The 16,152-nt window shown below is 56.0% G+C and carries 11 protein-coding genes; 4 read left to right on the top strand and 7 right to left on the bottom strand.

Annotated elements, in window-relative coordinates; translation table 11 throughout:
* Window positions 1-5 precede the first annotated feature (5 nt).
* From ACMHXH_RS00945 to ACMHXH_RS00935, 3 genes are read right to left on the bottom strand one after another with little or no spacing between them, the layout of a single operon-like run.
* On the bottom strand, window positions 6-2,342 hold the full coding sequence (locus ACMHXH_RS00945) for a PfaB family protein (RefSeq protein WP_335912414.1): 2,337 nt from the start codon (window positions 2,340-2,342) through the stop codon (window positions 6-8).
* A complete protein-coding gene (locus tag ACMHXH_RS00940; protein WP_335912415.1) occupies window positions 2,339-10,009 on the bottom strand; it encodes an SDR family NAD(P)-dependent oxidoreductase in 7,671 nt (2,556 codons plus the stop codon). Before ACMHXH_RS00940 ends, ACMHXH_RS00945 begins: the two co-directional genes overlap by 4 nt.
* Window positions 10,006-10,791 carry a helix-turn-helix domain-containing protein gene (locus ACMHXH_RS00935; RefSeq protein WP_039034214.1) on the bottom strand — a complete coding sequence of 262 codons (786 nt, stop codon included), beginning with the start codon at window positions 10,789-10,791 and terminating at the stop codon, window positions 10,006-10,008. Before ACMHXH_RS00935 ends, ACMHXH_RS00940 begins: the two co-directional genes overlap by 4 nt.
* Window positions 10,792-11,191: 400 nt before the next feature.
* Here ACMHXH_RS00935 and ACMHXH_RS00930 point away from each other — a divergent pair, with 400 nt between their 5' ends.
* Both ACMHXH_RS00930 and ACMHXH_RS00925 read left to right on the top strand, forming a co-directional pair.
* Window positions 11,192-11,476 (top strand): hypothetical protein, encoded by a 285-nt coding sequence (locus ACMHXH_RS00930; RefSeq protein ID WP_335912416.1) that lies wholly within the window; start codon window positions 11,192-11,194, stop codon window positions 11,474-11,476.
* Between the two features lie 87 nt (window positions 11,477-11,563).
* Window positions 11,564-12,292, top strand: a complete 729-nt coding sequence (locus ACMHXH_RS00925; RefSeq protein ID WP_335912417.1) for a 4'-phosphopantetheinyl transferase family protein — start codon at window positions 11,564-11,566, stop codon at window positions 12,290-12,292.
* 61 nt (window positions 12,293-12,353) lie between these two features.
* Here the strand turns inward: ACMHXH_RS00925 and queF are convergent, their stop codons facing one another.
* Complete coding sequence (queF, locus tag ACMHXH_RS00920; RefSeq protein ID WP_200887990.1) at window positions 12,354-13,211, bottom strand: NADPH-dependent 7-cyano-7-deazaguanine reductase QueF; 858 nt, start codon at window positions 13,209-13,211, stop codon at window positions 12,354-12,356.
* Between the two features lie 59 nt (window positions 13,212-13,270).
* On the opposite strand from queF, the gene syd reads away from it, so the two are divergent.
* Window positions 13,271-13,912, top strand: a complete 642-nt coding sequence (gene syd, locus ACMHXH_RS00915) for a SecY-interacting protein (RefSeq protein ID WP_039034216.1) — start codon at window positions 13,271-13,273, stop codon at window positions 13,910-13,912.
* A gap of 75 nt (window positions 13,913-13,987) precedes the next feature.
* Here syd and ACMHXH_RS00910 read toward each other — a convergent pair whose 3' ends face one another.
* A complete protein-coding gene (locus ACMHXH_RS00910) occupies window positions 13,988-14,761 on the bottom strand; it encodes a Zn-ribbon-containing protein (RefSeq protein WP_101095209.1) in 774 nt (257 codons plus the stop codon).
* Window positions 14,761-15,099: a hypothetical protein gene (locus tag ACMHXH_RS00905; RefSeq protein ID WP_039034218.1), complete on the bottom strand. Its 339-nt coding sequence runs from the start codon at window positions 15,097-15,099 to the stop codon at window positions 14,761-14,763. Before ACMHXH_RS00905 ends, ACMHXH_RS00910 begins: the two co-directional genes overlap by 1 nt.
* A gap of 166 nt (window positions 15,100-15,265) precedes the next feature.
* Here ACMHXH_RS00905 and ACMHXH_RS00900 point away from each other — a divergent pair, with 166 nt between their 5' ends.
* Entirely contained in the window at window positions 15,266-15,631 is a 366-nt protein-coding gene (locus ACMHXH_RS00900; RefSeq protein WP_039034219.1) for a DUF3192 domain-containing protein, read from the top strand.
* Between the two features lie 16 nt (window positions 15,632-15,647).
* Here ACMHXH_RS00900 and ACMHXH_RS00895 read toward each other — a convergent pair whose 3' ends face one another.
* On the bottom strand, window positions 15,648-15,878 hold the full coding sequence (locus ACMHXH_RS00895; protein ID WP_039034220.1) for a DUF2789 domain-containing protein: 231 nt from the start codon (window positions 15,876-15,878) through the stop codon (window positions 15,648-15,650).
* Between the last annotated feature and the right edge of the window lie 274 nt (window positions 15,879-16,152).

Below are 16,152 nucleotides of genomic sequence, written 5' to 3'. Positions count from 1 at the left end.
TGTTCTCACTTTCTCACGTCACTAAGTTTATCGGGCCGGGCAAGCTGTGGATACAGCGCCGCTGTGGCCAGTGGGACCCTGTGGCTGATGAGTCGAGCCAGGGCCTTGAGTAATGCTTTGTTGTCGGCGGCGCCGCTATGCTTGCGATCGCAGCCAAAGGCCTTGATATCGCTGGAGAGCTGTTTTCCGGCCATCGCCTGGATAATGCTGCTGGTTTGGCTGTCGGCGCCGACCTCCAGAAACAGCTGCGCGCCATGTTTTCGGGCTCTTTGCAGTAGCGACTCCAGATTGAGTGGCTGGCTGAAACAAGTCGCTATGGTCTCGGCTATCTGCTGGCGCTCAAGCCTGGCAGGTTTGAGCGACTGCTCGCTGCCGGCGCTGATATAGACGGGCTGCGGCTGTTCAAGCTCACCCGAGAGTGGTCTGTCATAAAAAGCGGTCAATTCGGGCTTTACACGCAGGGCAGCAGGTGTGTGCATGGCGGTGACCCGGTTGGCGGCAACGCCGCGTTTGCCAAGGGCCTTTATCAGTGCCCGGCACTGAGCCTCATCCCCGGCCAGCACGCAGCTTGGCCCCTGACGTATGGCGAGGTAGACCCGTGAGTAAGCCGGGTTTTGCAATAATGGCGTGATGCTGTCTGCATCAATGCGCAGCAGAAAACTGTTCCAGTAGATGGCATCTCTGGCATCGAGTTGCCACTCCTGGCGCACGGCTGTGAGCGCGCCCGAGATCTGCTCCGAGAAAATCCGGCTTTCCAGCGTAGGTTTAACCAAAGCAAAAGGCTTGTCCCAGACGCCATTGGCGGCAAACATGGCCGCTTCGCCCATGGAGTAGCCGATGGCAAAGGCTGGGCGGAGCTTGAGCTCCCGCCGCAGTATCTGCGTCAGCAGCACACTGGCGCCGACCCCGGAAACGGCCTGCTCGGCGAGTGTCATTGTTGGCGCCGGACTGGGTGCGGCCTCTGCTTTATCGCTCAAGGTTGTTTCTTTGGAAGCATCGCTCAAGGCTGTTGGCAGCAGGGTGGATAGGGCGACATTTTCGGCTGTTGCCGCGGCCTCAAAATCGGCATAACTGTTGGGAAAGGCCTGTTTTAAGGCGCCGAGCATGCCATGGTAAGCCGTACCGACACCCGGATAGACAAAGCAGAGGCGAGCAGGGCCCAGTGGCTTGGCGCAAAAAACGCTGCCATTTGGCGTAATAAGCTCAAGCTCTGGCAGTTCGGCCAAAGACGTTATTTTTTGAAGCTGACCCAGGAGCAATTCGCTCTCGGCAATAAGCTCGGTGGCATCTCGGCCAATAAGCACCAGCGAATAGTATTCGCCGCCCTCGGGTGCTGTGTCTGAAAAGCTCTGCTCCAGGGTTTTTAATTCATCCGTCAGCCAGCGCGCCAGAGCATGAGTGCTCATCGATTGGCTCAGGCGACTTTGGGCCTGCTGCAGCGCAGTTTGCGCCTCACTGAGCAGAGTCTTTGGGCTGGCAATCAAGGTCAGCGGTAAAAGCCAGGGCGCTCCTTGGGGGCAAAGGCCAGAAGTTGATTCTTTTCCAGAAGCCAAGCCGCTCACACCAGAGCTGTTCAGGCAAGAGTCGCTCAGGGCTGTTTCATCACAAGAACCGCTCAAGGCTGTTTTATCGCAAGAACCGCTCAAGGCTGTTTTATCACAAGAACCGCTCAAGGCTGTTTTATCATAAGAGCCGCTCAAGGCTGTTTTATCACAAGAACCGCTCAAGGCTGCTTCATCGCAAGAGCCGCTCAAGGCTGTTTTATCATAAGAGCCGCTCAAGGCTGTGCCTTGGCTGAGGATCAGCGCCATAGCCGGGGAGTTACTGGCCAGCGCCAGAGACTTGCCTTGAAAAGGCAACCCCGCCATTTTCTGCGCCAGGCGCCGCTTGGCAAATGCCTCCAGTTGCAGGCATAACGACTCAAGTTCCAGCGATTGCTCCAGAAACAGAGTGTCCCTTTCTTCTATCTCCGGGCGTTTTGCCTGCTGCCAGGCCTGCTTAAGAAGCTGCTGCGGCTTGTGAGCGCCATGGCTTAAGGCCTGCAGCAAGGCTTGTGGATGCAGTCTTGCTTGCGCCGCATCGACTGCGCTTAGCAGCAATAGCCGCTGCTTTGATGGCAGCACCAGGCTCAGGCTTGCCCCGGCCTTGACCTCGGCCACCAGCCAAGGCCAGTCGGGAGCCTGATTGCTATCAAACGCGATAGTGCGCAAGGCAGCCCTAAGCTTGGGCGCCAGGCTTTGCTCCTCTTCGACCAGGCACAGCGCCAGCCGCAGCGGCTTTTCGGCCGCGGACTCAGCTGGCTTTACTCCAATGTGAGGCATAGGGCCTATCGCTTTGCTCAAGGCCTTTCTCTATTACCTGTGGCGGCCTTGGCCGGTTCAAAGGCGGCATTGAGCCCCTTGCTAATGGTGACCTTGGCATTTTCCAGCCCGGTTTGCAGTTGGCCCTCGGCGTTGAACAGGGCCAGATCGGCGCTGAGCTGACGGCTGGAGTGCTTGGTCACCTGCAGGCGAATAAGGCCGGTGTCATTTTCAGGCAGCAGGGCGTTTTGCCAGAGCGCCGCCAGGGAAGAGGGCAGGCTGGCGGCATCGTATTTGAGCCGGGCCCAGATCAACATGGCCTGCAGCAGTGCGTCTTGCTGGATCAGGGCGCGATCTTCGCTCGATGCGGCATCCGGTAGCCGGTATCGGCAGCTAAGCCCTTGGTCGTCAAACTGCAGCACCTCAGTAATGGCCTGCAGCTGCGGGCCATGGAACAGGGCGCCGCTGTGATAAAGCTCACTGCCTTGACGCACTTGGAGCTCACCTTCGCCGATCTCGGGCCCACTTTCACCTGTTTCGGGCATAGAAACATGTGCCAGTGGCTGACTGGCGGGCTGCTGCATTAACGGTTGCTGCATTAACGGCAGCAGGGTCGCCTGATACTGAGGCCGCTCATCACAGCTGATGCTCGCCTGCAGCTCGCCGTCGGTTCCCAGCGTCAGGCTGAGCTGCAATCGCTTTTCATCACTGTCAAACACCACGCCTTTGAGCAGCTTATAGTCCACGGCGCGCCAATCGCCGCCAAAGAGGCTCTGGGCACTTTGCAGCATCCACTGGAGCGCGCAGACAGTCGGCCATACCGGATTGCCGCCTATGCAGTGATCTTTCAGCAGCGCCAGCTCCTGGCGCTTGATGCTGCGACTCAGGGTTTGCGGGCTAGCTTGGGCCTCTGGCACATCTGTGTGGTTCAGGCCTTGTTTGCCCCCCGGGCCTTGCATACTGGAGCCAATCAACAGCTGCGGCTCCGAGCGGGCCAGAATCGCCTCGGCAAACAGCTTGGCACCGGCTTCTCTTGGGATCACATAGACGCCGCGGGACTCAAACATCTGCTTCAGCGCCGCATTGACCATGCCGCCATCCCAGGGGCCCCAGTTGAAACTGATCACTCGGGTGGTTGGCAACTCATGATGCAGCCGATGAGCGGTTTTATTGAGGATTTCATTGGCCATGGCGTAGTCGCTCTGGCCTGTGTTGCCGTAGAAACCGGCGGCGGAGGAAAACAGCGCCAACAGTTTTAAGTACTCGGCGGCCTTTTTGTTTGGCGCCAAGGCTCTGAGCAAGGCGGAGAGGCCGCCAACCTTGGTGCCTGTAACCAATTCGAGTTCGGCGAGGGTCTTGTCGGCGATGTGTTTATCGGCCAACACCCCGGCGCCGTGAATAAGCCCGCTGATAGGCGCCAATGCCTGAATGGGCGCCAGTGTGGACGCGACCGCATCCGGGTTACTGACATCCAGGCTCAGGTATTCGGCGCTGGCACCTATGGCCTCAAAGCGCTTGAGCGCTGCGTGTATCTCAAGCGCGTTGACCAGAGGTTTTATCAGGGCTTCCACTTCCTTGGGCGAGGGCTTTTGCCCCTTGGCCAATAGCGCGGTGATTGCGGCTGCTTTTAGCTGACCGCTCTCAAGCCCCTTGGCCCAATCGGGGAATGCTTCCAATGCCAAGGCCTTGCTGCGACCGGCGAGAATAAAGTGACTGCCACTTTGGCGGGCCAGCGCCAGGGCACAGTCCAGGGTGACGCCTTTTGCGCCCCCGGTCACCAGTATTTTATCTGAACTATCGAGTCTGCATGGCGCCAGGCTTGTATCGGCAGCATTCTGGTCATCGGCCGAAGTCGCTACCAGGGTCACTCTGCCGGCGGCGCTTTTGCCCCACTCCAACGGATCCTGACTCGGGCTGTAGAGCGCATCCATGACTTGCGAGGCCAGCGCCGAGGCATCAAGCTCAGGAGCAAGATCCAACGCGCGGCAATGCACCTGAGGCCATTCCTGCGCCAGGGTCTTGGTTAAGCCAAACAGGGCGCTCTGATTCAGTTCACAGGGCTGACCGCTGAAACCCAGCTGACCATCCATACGCGCCACAGTGATAAAGGCGCGGCGGCCTTTTGTCGGCGTTTGCCAGGCTGGGCTCAAATGCTTGGCGAACAGGAAGCTCAGTTGTACCTGAGTCTTGGCCGTGATGTTGAGCGGCATCAACTCTTCGAGTTGTTCCCGCGGCAGTTGTGGCTGCAGATGGATATAGATGGCCACTTGCTGTTCGAGCCCGGCGATGAGCGCCTCGACTCCGGCATCATCATTGCTGGCCAGAGTCAGGATTGGCAGTTTGCTATCCAGCGCCGATTGCGAATCGGTTGCCGCCGGGCGCACCAGAGTGACATTGATGCCACTGTCTGTCAGTTTCTTGGCCAGGACACCGGCGTTGTGGCCGTCATCGAGCAGCAGCGCACAGCTGTTCGCGGCAAACAGAGCCTCGGCGCTTGCGCCTGAGAATCTATCTGCCGCCGGCAGCTTTTTTAGGCTGACTCCCGAATGGGGCGGCAAGGCCACACTCGGCTGAGTGTTTGGCGTCTCATCGGTTTGGGTTAGCGGCTCGGCGGCATGCTCAGCGTTTGAACCGGCAAAACAATCTATGATCTGCCCCAGGGTGCGGCATTCGCTTAAGCTTGCGGCGTCCAGCTGTGGCAGCTCTGGCAATTGGTCCTGCACTGTGCCGAGAATTTCCACCCGCTTGATGGAATCGATACCGAGATCGGCCTCCATATCCATCCCCAGTTCGAGCATTTCTGTGGGGTAGCCGGTCTTGTCGGCCACCACTTGCAGCATCAGTGCCGTCACATCACTAGCTGTGTTTGATTGAGTTGTGTTTGATTGAGCCGTGTTTGACAGGGCTGGGCTCGGCTGAATTGGCTCGGGTTGCACGCTTGAATCCACTCCGGCGCTTTGCTGCAGATAATCGACTATCTGCCCCAGGGTGCGGCATTCGCTTAAGGTGGCGGCATCCAGAGGCGGCAGCTCAGGCAATTGGTCCTGCACTGTGCCGAGAATTTCCACCCGCTTGATGGAATCGATACCAAGATCGGCCTCCATATCCATCCCCAGCTCGAGCATTTCGGCCGGGTAGCCGGTCTTGTCGGCCACCACCTGCAGCATCAGTGCCGTGACATCATTCTGATTTGCATGAGCTGTGTTTGACTGGGCAGGGCTCAGCTGAATTGGCTCAGGCTGAACGCTTGAATCCACACCGGCGCTTTGCTGCAGATAGTCGACAATCTGCCCCAGGGTGCGGCATTCGCTTAGGGTGGCGGCATCCAGCTGTGGCAGTTCAGGCAATTGGTCCTGCACTGTGCCGAGAATTTCCACCCGCTTGATGGAGTCGATACCGAGGTCGGCCTCCATATCCATCCCCAGCTCGAGCATTTCTGTGGGGTAGCCGGTCTTGTCCGCCACTACCTGCAGCATCAGTGCAGTGACATCATTCTGATTTGCATGAGCTGTGTTTGACTGGGCAGGGCTCAGCTGAATTGCCTCAGGCTGAACGCTTGAATCCACACCGGCGCTTTGCTGCAGATAGTCGACAATCTGCCCCAGGGTGCGGCATTCGCTTAGGGTGGCGGCGTCCAACTGTGGCAGCTCAGGCAAGGCATCCTGCACTGTGCCGAGAATTTCCACCCGCTTGATGGAATCGATACCGAGATCGGCCTCCATATCCATCCCCAGCTCCAGCATCTCTGTGGGGTAGCCGGTTTTGTCGGCCACCACCTGCAGCATCAGTGCCGTGACATCATTCTGATTTGCATGAGCTGTGTTTGATTGAGCTGCGTTTGATTGAGCCTGGGGTGGCTGAACACTGGAGTTCACACCGGCGCTTTGCTGCAGATAAGCGACTATCTGCCCCAGGGTGCGGCATTCACTTAGAGTTGCGGCATCCAATTGTGGCAAGTTGGGCAATTGATCTTGCACTGTGCCGAGAATTTCCACCCGCTTGATGGAGTCGATACCGAGATCGGCTTCCATATCCATCCCCAGCTCGAGCATTTCTGTGGGGTAGCCGGTTTTGTCGGCCACCACTTGCAACATCAGCTCTTCGACACCTGTGCTTGGCTTGGCTGTGGTTTCGGCTACTGCTGGGGCTGGAGCTTGAGGCCGGCTCTGTAGCACCTGGCTTGGTTGCTGTGGCGTGCTTGCTGCTTTTACTGGCGCTGCGGCGTGAGTTAAAGGCGCTGCGGCCTGGACGGGCACAGACACAGACACTGGTACTGCTTGGGCCTGCTCTATATTGGGCAATACAGCATTGGTCAACACAGAATTTGGTAACACAGCACCGCCCTGAAGTTGTTGCAACAACTGCTGGGCGCCGAGATTTTGCGACTGAATAAAGTCGTTGTGGATCTTCAAAGTCTCGGCCTGGTGCTGGTGGAACATGGCCAGGGTCTGATTGAGGCTGTCAGGAATCGCTTTGCCGGCCGTCGCCAGTTTTACTTGCTCGGCGAGCAGTTGCTGCACACTGTTGCCATATTGCAGCGGGATATTCAGAAACTGCTGATGCAGCTCGGCCAACTGTTGCTGGGCGCTGAAAAACTGCTGTAATCCGCTGCCGCTGTTTGCTGGGAGGCCGTTTGCAGCTTGTGGCGCTGTAGCTTGGCTCGGTTGACTCGGGTTTTGGCTTGCGGCCGCAACTGGGATCTCGACGATTTTTTCCACGACTTTCTCGACTATTTTTGTCTGTTGACTGATCCGGCCCTCTTTGAGTGAGGCCGCCATCTTCTGGGCGGTCGCCGGGCTGATATAGTTACTGGCACCGAGCTTGATAGTCATCGGTGAGGCTTTGTGTTTGGCCTGGGTTTGTACGGCGCGATAGGCATCGGGATCTGTCAGAGGCAGGCCCGCCAATGCCAGGCTGATAAGGGCTTGCTTCAGCTCAGTGTCGGCGGCCAGTGAATCGATACAGCTTGGGCTGTCCAGCGAGAGGAACAGGCATTCGGCGGCGCGATCGCCCAAGGTGGCTTGCGCCAACCTGGCCAGGGTGTTTTTCGGGCCAAACTCGACAAATATTCTGGCGCCGTCCCGGTACATGCTCTCTATCTGCTCACTGAAGCGCACCTGCTTGAGCATATGCTGCTCCAGGTTGGCTCTGAGGCTTTCGGCATCCTGTGCCAGCTTGTCACCTGTGGCATTGACATACAGAGGCGTTTTCGCATCGCTCAAGCCCTGGCGGGCAATCGCCTCGGCAAAGGGTTGCTGCGCATGGGCCACCAGCGGAGTGTGGAAGGCACCGGATACCGGCAGCGCTATGGCGCGCAAACCTGCCTCGTTCAGCTTGAGGTTGAGCCGGGCTACCGCTTCACTCGCGCCGGCAATCACAAGCTGAACCGGGCTGTTGATATTGGCTATCTGCACCTCGGGTTCAGTCTGCAGCAGTTGCTCGAGAGTATTCCGCTCAGCGGCTGAAGGCAGGATAACGGCGCTCATGGCGCCCGGATCTTTATCTTCGGGGACACTGGCCATGGCATCGCCTCGGGCGAAGGCCAGCGCGTAATAGCTCTCACGGCTCAAGGCACCAGCGGCGCGCAGTGCCGACAGCTCACCAAAGCTGTGACCGGCCAGCATATCCGCCTGGAATCCGGCCTGGCAAAGCAGAGTGAACTGTCCCATGCCGAGGGCGCCAATGGCGCTTTGGGCAAAGCGGGTATTGGCCAGTGCCAGTTCATCCTCTTTGCTGGCCTGGGGCGAGAATTTGGCTATCGGGAACACCCGCGCCGACAAGGGGCCCATGCCGTACTTGTCGGCTATGCCCTGGCGGGAAAACTCACGGTCGGCGGCGGCAAATTCGGCGCGAAGCTCGGGGTAGAGTTGGGTTAGCCCAGAGCCCATCTGTAGATACTGACTGCCTTGACCGGCAAACAGGGCGGCGGTCTTGGCCTCAGTCAAAGGCGCGCTGCGGTACTCGACTCCCTGATGTTGCCAACGGTTTTGCGGCTGTTCTTCAGCCGTGCTTTGCAGCTTGTTCAAGGCCTGTTGCAGCTTTTGCTGCAGCTCTATGGTGTCGCAGGCAAGCAGTCCCAGCCTTGGGCCTTGTACCTGTGTCTGGCTGCCGAGGCGATAGGGCGCGCACAGGGTTTCAAGGTCGTCATGGGCATCTGACTCCAGCGTCTTGAGCAGAGCGCTTATCTCTTGAACTAGCGCCGGTTTGTCTGGTGCGCAAAACAGCAGCGGCAAAGGCGTGCGTCTCAGGCGCGAGGGGTGCTTGGGTAATTCGGGGCTGTGCTCTTCCAATACCAGGTGGAAGTTGGTGCCACCAAAGCCAAAGGAGCTGACGGCGGCGCGCCTTGGCGTACCGTCGGTTCTTGGCATCCAGGGGCGGGTTTGAGTGTTGAGATAGAAGGGCGATTGCTCCACTGCCATCTTGGGGTTGGGCTGCTTCACATTGATGGTGGGCGGCAACACCTTGTGATGCAGCGCCAATGCCGCCTTGATCACCCCGGCGGTGCCGGCGGTCGACTTGGTATGGCCCACCTGTGACTTGATTGAACCCAGGGCGATATGTTGCAGCTCAGGATTATCCTGGCTCATTACGGCGTTGAGGCCGCTGAATTCGGCCACATCACCGGCGGCCGTACCTGTGCCGTGGGCTTCCATCAGGCCCAGAGTATGGGGTGGGAACCCGGCATCATCATAGGCCCGCTGCAGCGCCTTGGCCTGGCCTTCGGGGCGCGGCGCGTAAATGCTCTTGAACTTACCGTCGCTGGAGGCGCCAACCCCTTTGATCACCGCATAGATGCGGTCACCGTCGCGCTCGGCATCCTCCAGGCGTTTCAGCGCCACCATGCCTATGCCTTCGCCTATCATCATGCCGCGGGAGTCGGCGTCGAACGGCTTTATCTGCTCGTCGCTGGTAAAGGCCGGGGTCTTGGAGAAGCTCATGTACATATAGGCAGAGTTGTCGGTGCAGACGCCTCCGGTGAGCATCATATCGCTGCGACCTTCGGTCAGCTCGGTGAGCGCCATTCGCATTGCCGCCAGCGAGCCGGCACAGGCGGCGTCGACCACACAGTTCATGCCGCCGAGATCGAAACGGTTGGCAATCCGACCGGCGATAACATTGCCGAGTGACCCAGGGAAGGAGTTTTCCTCCCAGTGTATATATTGGTCCTGGAATTTGCGGATCAGCATTTCGCTGTCCTGCTCACTGACGCCACTCTCGCGAAACACCTTTTTCAGCACAGGGTATTGCAGCCTGGCATTGAGGCTTTGGCTGATCTTCTGGCCACCGCCAATCCCCAAGGTGATACCGATGCGGTCGCGGTCATAGTCCGAGCCTTCATGGATACCTGCATCCTCCAACACCTCTTTGGCTACCACCAGCGACAGCAGCTGTGAGGTGTCGGTCAGTTCGAGGATATTGGGCGGCAGACCAAACTCCATGGGGTTGAAATCCACTTCCGGGATAAAGCCGCCGCGCTTGCAGTAACTCTTGTCGGCGGCTTTCTTGTCGGGGTCAAAATAGTCTGCCACTTGCCAGCGGTCGGCGGGCACTTGGGTGATGGCATCTATCTTGTCGCATATCAGATCCCAAAACTGGTTCAGATAACGACTGCCGGCAAACAGGCTCGCCATGCCGACTATGGCAATCGGCGTGTCTTTCAGCCTTTTGTTGAGGCGTTTGTCTATCTGAGAGGCTTGTGCTTGGCTCATTGAGCATCTCCATTGGTGGCTGCAAGTTGCGGCCTGGGTTTGCGCCCTGCCTTGGCGGCAGCGGGAAACCTGGATTGGAAAATATGATAGTTGCGTACCAGCAAGCGGCGCAGTGCAAACGGGGCACGCTTGAGGACGTAGGCTATGTAGCGGTCGGCGGCGTGGGTGTCGTCATCCTGATAGATGTCGACATAGACCCAGCCGCTGACGGGATCCATCCCTATGAGTACCGAATGGGTCTGTTGGCCAATGGGAATACTCATGGCTTCGACCTGAACCACAGTGTGTTCATCGGTACTGGGCAGCATCAACGCATCGGCGAGCGTTTGGCTGTTGAGGGTGTAGGTTTGCATTTTGCTGCCGCTGTAGACCGGCAGCTTATTGAAGTGTTTCGGCGGCAGCGAGTGCGCAGCATCAATATTGTCGAGCCGGGACGCGCCGTGGCGTTTCAGACAGCGGGCCAGCCCGGAGCGCGAAACATGGGGATTGATAAACTCTTGGGTGACTTGCAACAGCCTGTCCAATGGCAGCTTGAGCTGCCAACGCAGTCCGACAACCACATATTCCTGAATATCGCTCAGGGTAGTATTCAGATGATGCGGGGTATGGGATTGATCCTGGGTCGACTCGCGTTTACGCCACTTGCGAACGGTTGCTTCACTGATATTCAGTAACCGTGCCAGTTGGCTGACATTGAGCTCCGACTCCTGGATAAAGCGGCGCATTTCCGGGGTGGTGGTGGCATTGCGATGGCGCCGTTTTCCGGTTTGAGTTTGCTTCATAATCAGCTGGGACTGGGCCCTTGGGCTTCCTTTCTCGCCTGTCTGCTATGGTTGCAAACTTCCACAATACTGAGCGTCAGGCTGTTATTTCAGTAACAGGTGAAGCAGATTACCAGTGCCTGCCACTCGATACAATCATCTGGGACTGAAAATCCTGCTTTTGTTTTAAGGCTCTTACTCGCAAATGAGTCCGGAATGACTTGTTGTTGATTTGTTTTTAAATTGATATAACTTGGTTGTTTTGGTTTTTTGTGCTGTAAAAATGGATATCTGATACCTATTTATCCCTAATCCCCTGTGATCTGTTGCCGCTTATATTGCAGCTTATGTTACAACCTGGGTATCTGCCTTTAGGGCAGCTGGATGAACTGGCATCAGCAACAGAAATGGAGAGTGTCAGGTGTATTTAACAAAAAATAATCTACTGGGAATGGCGAGCGCGGCCTTGTTTACTGTACTCGGCGCCGGTTGCAGTGCTACCAGTGCCACGACCGCCGAGTTGTCGCCAGAGGACGCGGCCCGTCAACAAAGACTCGATGAACAGGGATACCGCTGCGATCGGGTTAGGGTTACCGGCAGCAATATTCCCAACCGCCGCTGTACAACCGCCCAGCAGCGGGAAAGAGAGCGGGAAGAGGCGAGAGCCTATGTCGATAAAATGAATCAGCAAAACATGAATGATTAGCACTTGAGACCGAGGGGGAGGCCAGGGCAAAATAGCCTACTCCCCCTTGGTTTTTTGGAGCCTCCCATCAACGCCGTTCAGCTCTTTTTGTATCCCTTACGCCCGAGTGAGCCTTTAAAACTCAAAGATCTGGCGCTGTGCCTAGCGCCGGCCGAGCGGGAAAAGTTTGCCCGAATAAGCCATAAAGAGGTAAAGCAACGGGCAATAACAAGCCGCGCCTTGCTGAGAAAGACCCTGAGTACTCAAGCGCCGCTTGCAGCCCGGGAGTGGTGTTTCGATTATGGTCCCCAGGGTAAGCCGCGCCTTTGTGATGAGCAGTTTCAACAGACTCAGCTGCATTTTAACCTCAGTCACAGCGGTGATTGGCTGCTGTTGGCATTGCTGAAACATCCTTCTCCTGAGTTGCAACTTGGCGTCGATATAGAGCGTTTACGGATGCGCACGGCTATCGATACTGTGATGCGCCACTATTTTGCGCCTTTTGAGCTGCAGCAGTTACGAAATCTGGATGATGCCGCGCGGCGAGAGGCGTTTTTCGACCTCTGGGCCTTGAAAGAGTCTTATATCAAGGCGACCGGCAAGGGGTTGGCGCAGCCGCTTGATGGGTTTGCGTTCGACTTGAGCTCAGGGGAAGCCTGCTCGGCCGAGCGGCCTGCCGAGATTGTTTCGATGCGCCGCGGGCTTTTGTTAAAGCCTAAGGAAAACACCCGATGGCAGAGTTGGCTTGGCCATATGGAGCCGGGTTATCGATTGGCCCTGACCATAGGGGCGCCTGCAGCCATCAACTGGCAATTGCAGTGGCACCTTGGCCAGTAGCACTCTGAAATAGGTAACGCGCAAGAATGAAAAAGCGGCCTTAAAGCCGCTTTATGTTCGATTACTGTCTAGCCAGGCGTTGGCTTTCCGGCACGTGCTCAAAGTCACTGCGGAAAGGGTTGATGTCCAATCCACCTCTGCGGGTGTAGCGGGCGTAGACGGTCAATTTACTGCAATGGCAGAAACGCTTCAGATCGGTGAATATCCGCTCCACACACTGTTCGTGGAACTCGTTATGCTGGCGGAAAGAGATCAGATAACGCAGCAGTTTTTCCCTGTCTATCTTGGGGCCCTGGTAGCGGATCATCACGCTGCCCCAATCAGGCTGTGAGGTGATCAAACAGTTGGACTTAAGCAGGTTGGAGTTCAAGGTCTCGGCGACTATCTGCTTGTCGTCTGTGCTTTCTTCGAGCCATTTGGGGTTGAACTCATAGACGTTGACTTCAATATCCAGATCGTCAATGCAGTGCCCCGGCAGCTCAACAACTCTCTGGCTGTTGAAGTGCTTGGGCTCAATCACTCTGACTTTTACCTCGCCATTGGCACAGCGGCTCAGATCTTGGGTCAGGGTCTGCTCGACGGCTTCAGTACTGTCAAAGCGAGTTTGATTGAAACTGTTCAGATAGAGCTTGAATGATTTGGACTCAATTAAATGCTCACTGTTGAGATCCAGCTGGAACTCGGCGATGGCTACCATGGGCTTGCCCTTGGCATTGAGCCAGGAGAGCTCATAGCCGGTCCAGATATCGGCCCCCTGAAACGGCAGAGGTGCACTCAGGTTGATTGCATCACGGTTGAGTTTGCGGGGCACTCCCTGCAACAGCTCTGGGGCGTAATGCTCTTGATAATCTGTCTGCTGACCCAGTGTCAGGCCAGATAAGGCTTCAGCGTTCCGGTAAGGGTCGTGATTCTGTGTCATCAAGCGGGTTTCCGTGTCAAAATAGGTTACCATTATACCTGAATTTGGAAGTGCGATAAGTGTCTTGTGCCCAGGCGTTGGAGCAATTTCTCAGCCGTTATCATCAAAGTTACCAGTCGAGTCTGGGGGAAGGCCCCAGATATTATGCCAGGGGAGAAGCCTCGCCCTGCTTGCTGCAGGAGGATGGCGAAGATCCACTACTGTGGCAGACTATTCGCCGTGAACAGCCAGGCAGTTTTGCCAATGTCAGTCATGCGCTGGAGTTGCCGCTGCATGCCGATATCGACGAGTTTTATGGGCAGTTTTTTGCCGCGCATCTGTTGTTTGAAGCCGATTTCGGCGAAGGGGAACTATTGCAGCCCTGGAGTCAGGATGATTTTGAGTTTCTGCAGCAGAATCTGATTGGGCATTTGATGATGAAACGCAAGCTCAAACAGCCACCGACCTGGTTTATCGGTCTATTGGGGCAAGGTGATGAGATGATCTGCGTGGATAATGAAACCGGTGCTGTCTGGCGTGAGGTCCCGGGTGAGCTTCCCTCAAAGAAGCTGGCAGACAGCCTGGAAGAGTTTCTTGTTATGCTGCGCCCCAGAGTGGCGCCGGCGGTCGAGCCAGTGGAGCCGGCCATGGCGGATGTCGACCATCCCGGTCTCTGGGCGCGAATGAAGCTTATGTGGCAACACCTGTTTTCCCGCCGCTGACAGTCGGGGTTACCACAGTCACTATTGATTGATGATCACTGCTATTGATGATCCTAGGCTATTGATTGTCCCAGTTTATTGATGATCCCAGGAGAGGTTGGAGACTATCCGGCAGTTGTCACAGCGGAAATGAAATAGATCCAGTAACGGGCTGGGTTGGCGCCAATCCGGGTTGCCGCAGCGGGGGCAGGGACGGGCCAATTCGGCTTGTTTACTCTCTCCCCCGACCCGGTAAAGGTAGTAATAGGTAGGAATTTTGGTCAAATATTCGATACGGCCACGCAAATCCCAGCCGCGGCGAAACAGATCGCTGTCCGGGCAGGAAAGCTCCTCAAGGGCGGCAAATTCGGCCTTGGTTGCTGCGGCCATCTGCAGTTCATCACAGGCTTGCCACTCGGTTTGCCAACGGATCACCCGCTTGTGATCGCCGTTGAAGGTCGCGGGAATACGGTAGAGGGGAATGGGTAGCAAGTTATCGCCGCTGCGCAGTGGCGAGCACATATGCACATAGCTGGTATAAAGCAGCTGCCAACTTGGGGGCTCCAGGGTGCTGACCTCGGAATTGATATCCTGACCTATGAGCTTTTCCTTGGGGGCCAGCAATTTGGCCTCGGTTAACTGTTGCAACGCCTGTTTGGCCCAGGGACTGTTATGCCTGTTGGCCAGACTGGTTTCTTCCGGCAGCAGCAGCCTGACTCTGAACTCCCCGTCTCTAAAGGCCACCGCAAATTCCCGCCCCAATACCTGACCATTGGCTCGCCAGGCTTCAAGCAGGGTGTTGATGGCTTTTTCTGCGGCGCTGATCGTGGTGTTGGCAAAGCATTCAAACCTGAGTTCGCAGACAAACATTATTGCTGCTCCTCAAGCTTGGCGAGCCTTTGTTGCAAGTCCGCGAATTCTTGTTTCAGTTGTTGTTGTTCCTGGCGTAGCCAGCTGATTTCCTGCTGAAGAACTTCTACTGTGGGCACTGCTTGCTGTGGTGCAGTTTCATCCTGTTGAGGTTGGCTTTGAGACATTTTTTCCCGTTCACTCTCAGGCAGGGACTTGAAGCGCAGCAGTCCTTCAACCAGCACGGGCATTGGTAACTTATTGCCGAGTCTTGCCTTAATCAATGCCAGAGAGGGAGTATGGCCGCTTTGGGCTACTGCCGCAGCTGCGGCCATGACCTGTTCCAGTGGAGTGGACATCTTGGTAAAAAACCTCACATTTTCGCCAATAGCTACATAGTGCAGCTGGCGTTTGTTTTTATCTTTTTGATATTTATTAAATTATTTATTGGCCCACATGTTGCATTGCGTTTGCTGCATTTGCTTAACAAAAGTCAACATTTGATAAATATAACAAGGAGTGACAATGAATAAGTTATTACTGCCACTAGTGGGGATTGCAAGCTTAGGGCTTAGTGCTTGTGTGGTCAATGTCGGTGATCACGAAGCCAACTGGGATGAAAGGGAATCCTGGCAATTACAACAACAGCAAAATCAGCAACAACTGGCCAAGTTGAACCTGGGGATGGATCAGCAACAGGTGCAGCAGCTCATGGGGCAGGCCGACTTTAATGAAGCCTTTCTCTCCAATGATCAGCAAGTACAGGTGCTCTTTTATCGTACCCGCCACAGACACAGTGATGGTAAGACCACCAAGGATGAGTGCACCCCCTTGGTGTTTCGCGATCAACAGCTGATAGGCTGGGGCGATAAGGCTTACGCGCAGCTGTAATTCAAACTCATTTCAATCAACGCCTGAGCTGGGCGTCCAAATGATCTATGGTATCTGACCATTGGGCGTCCTCGGCCAGAGCCTCTGTTAAAAAAGTGCGTTGTGCATCATTCCAGAATGGTGCATCCACCAGTTTGACTCCCTCGGGGATAGAATGTGCGTCGATAAAGCCTTCTATCGCCTTGCTGCCGCTGGGGAGTCCCAATTGCTCAAACAAATGGGCCAAGTCTGTGTGGGTGGTATCCATATTCTGACCTCCTGAAATCCCGGCATATTGCCAAGTGATGAGTGATGGGCGAACAAGCCTTCATAAAAAAAGTAAGTATTATTGCTTCCTTAGCTTATATCAATTGAACAGCAGATCCATTTCTTTAAATTGAGGAGGGGGCGCTTGTGCACCAGGAGCGCCTAAAGGCTTGGATGCAAGGTTGTAGGTCAAGAGCTTAGTTAATCCCATCTATAATTTGAATAGATACGCTGCCGGCAGAAACTGTGGTGATAGTTGGTAAGCAAGATGTTGT

The sequence above is a fragment of the Shewanella sp. BJSY2023SW001 genome (genome assembly GCF_047314685.1).
GTDB classification, from domain to species: domain Bacteria; phylum Pseudomonadota; class Gammaproteobacteria; order Enterobacterales; family Shewanellaceae; genus Shewanella; species Shewanella indica.
Note: the sequence above shows the minus strand (reverse complement) of the source record. Positions and strands in the feature narration are given on the sequence as shown.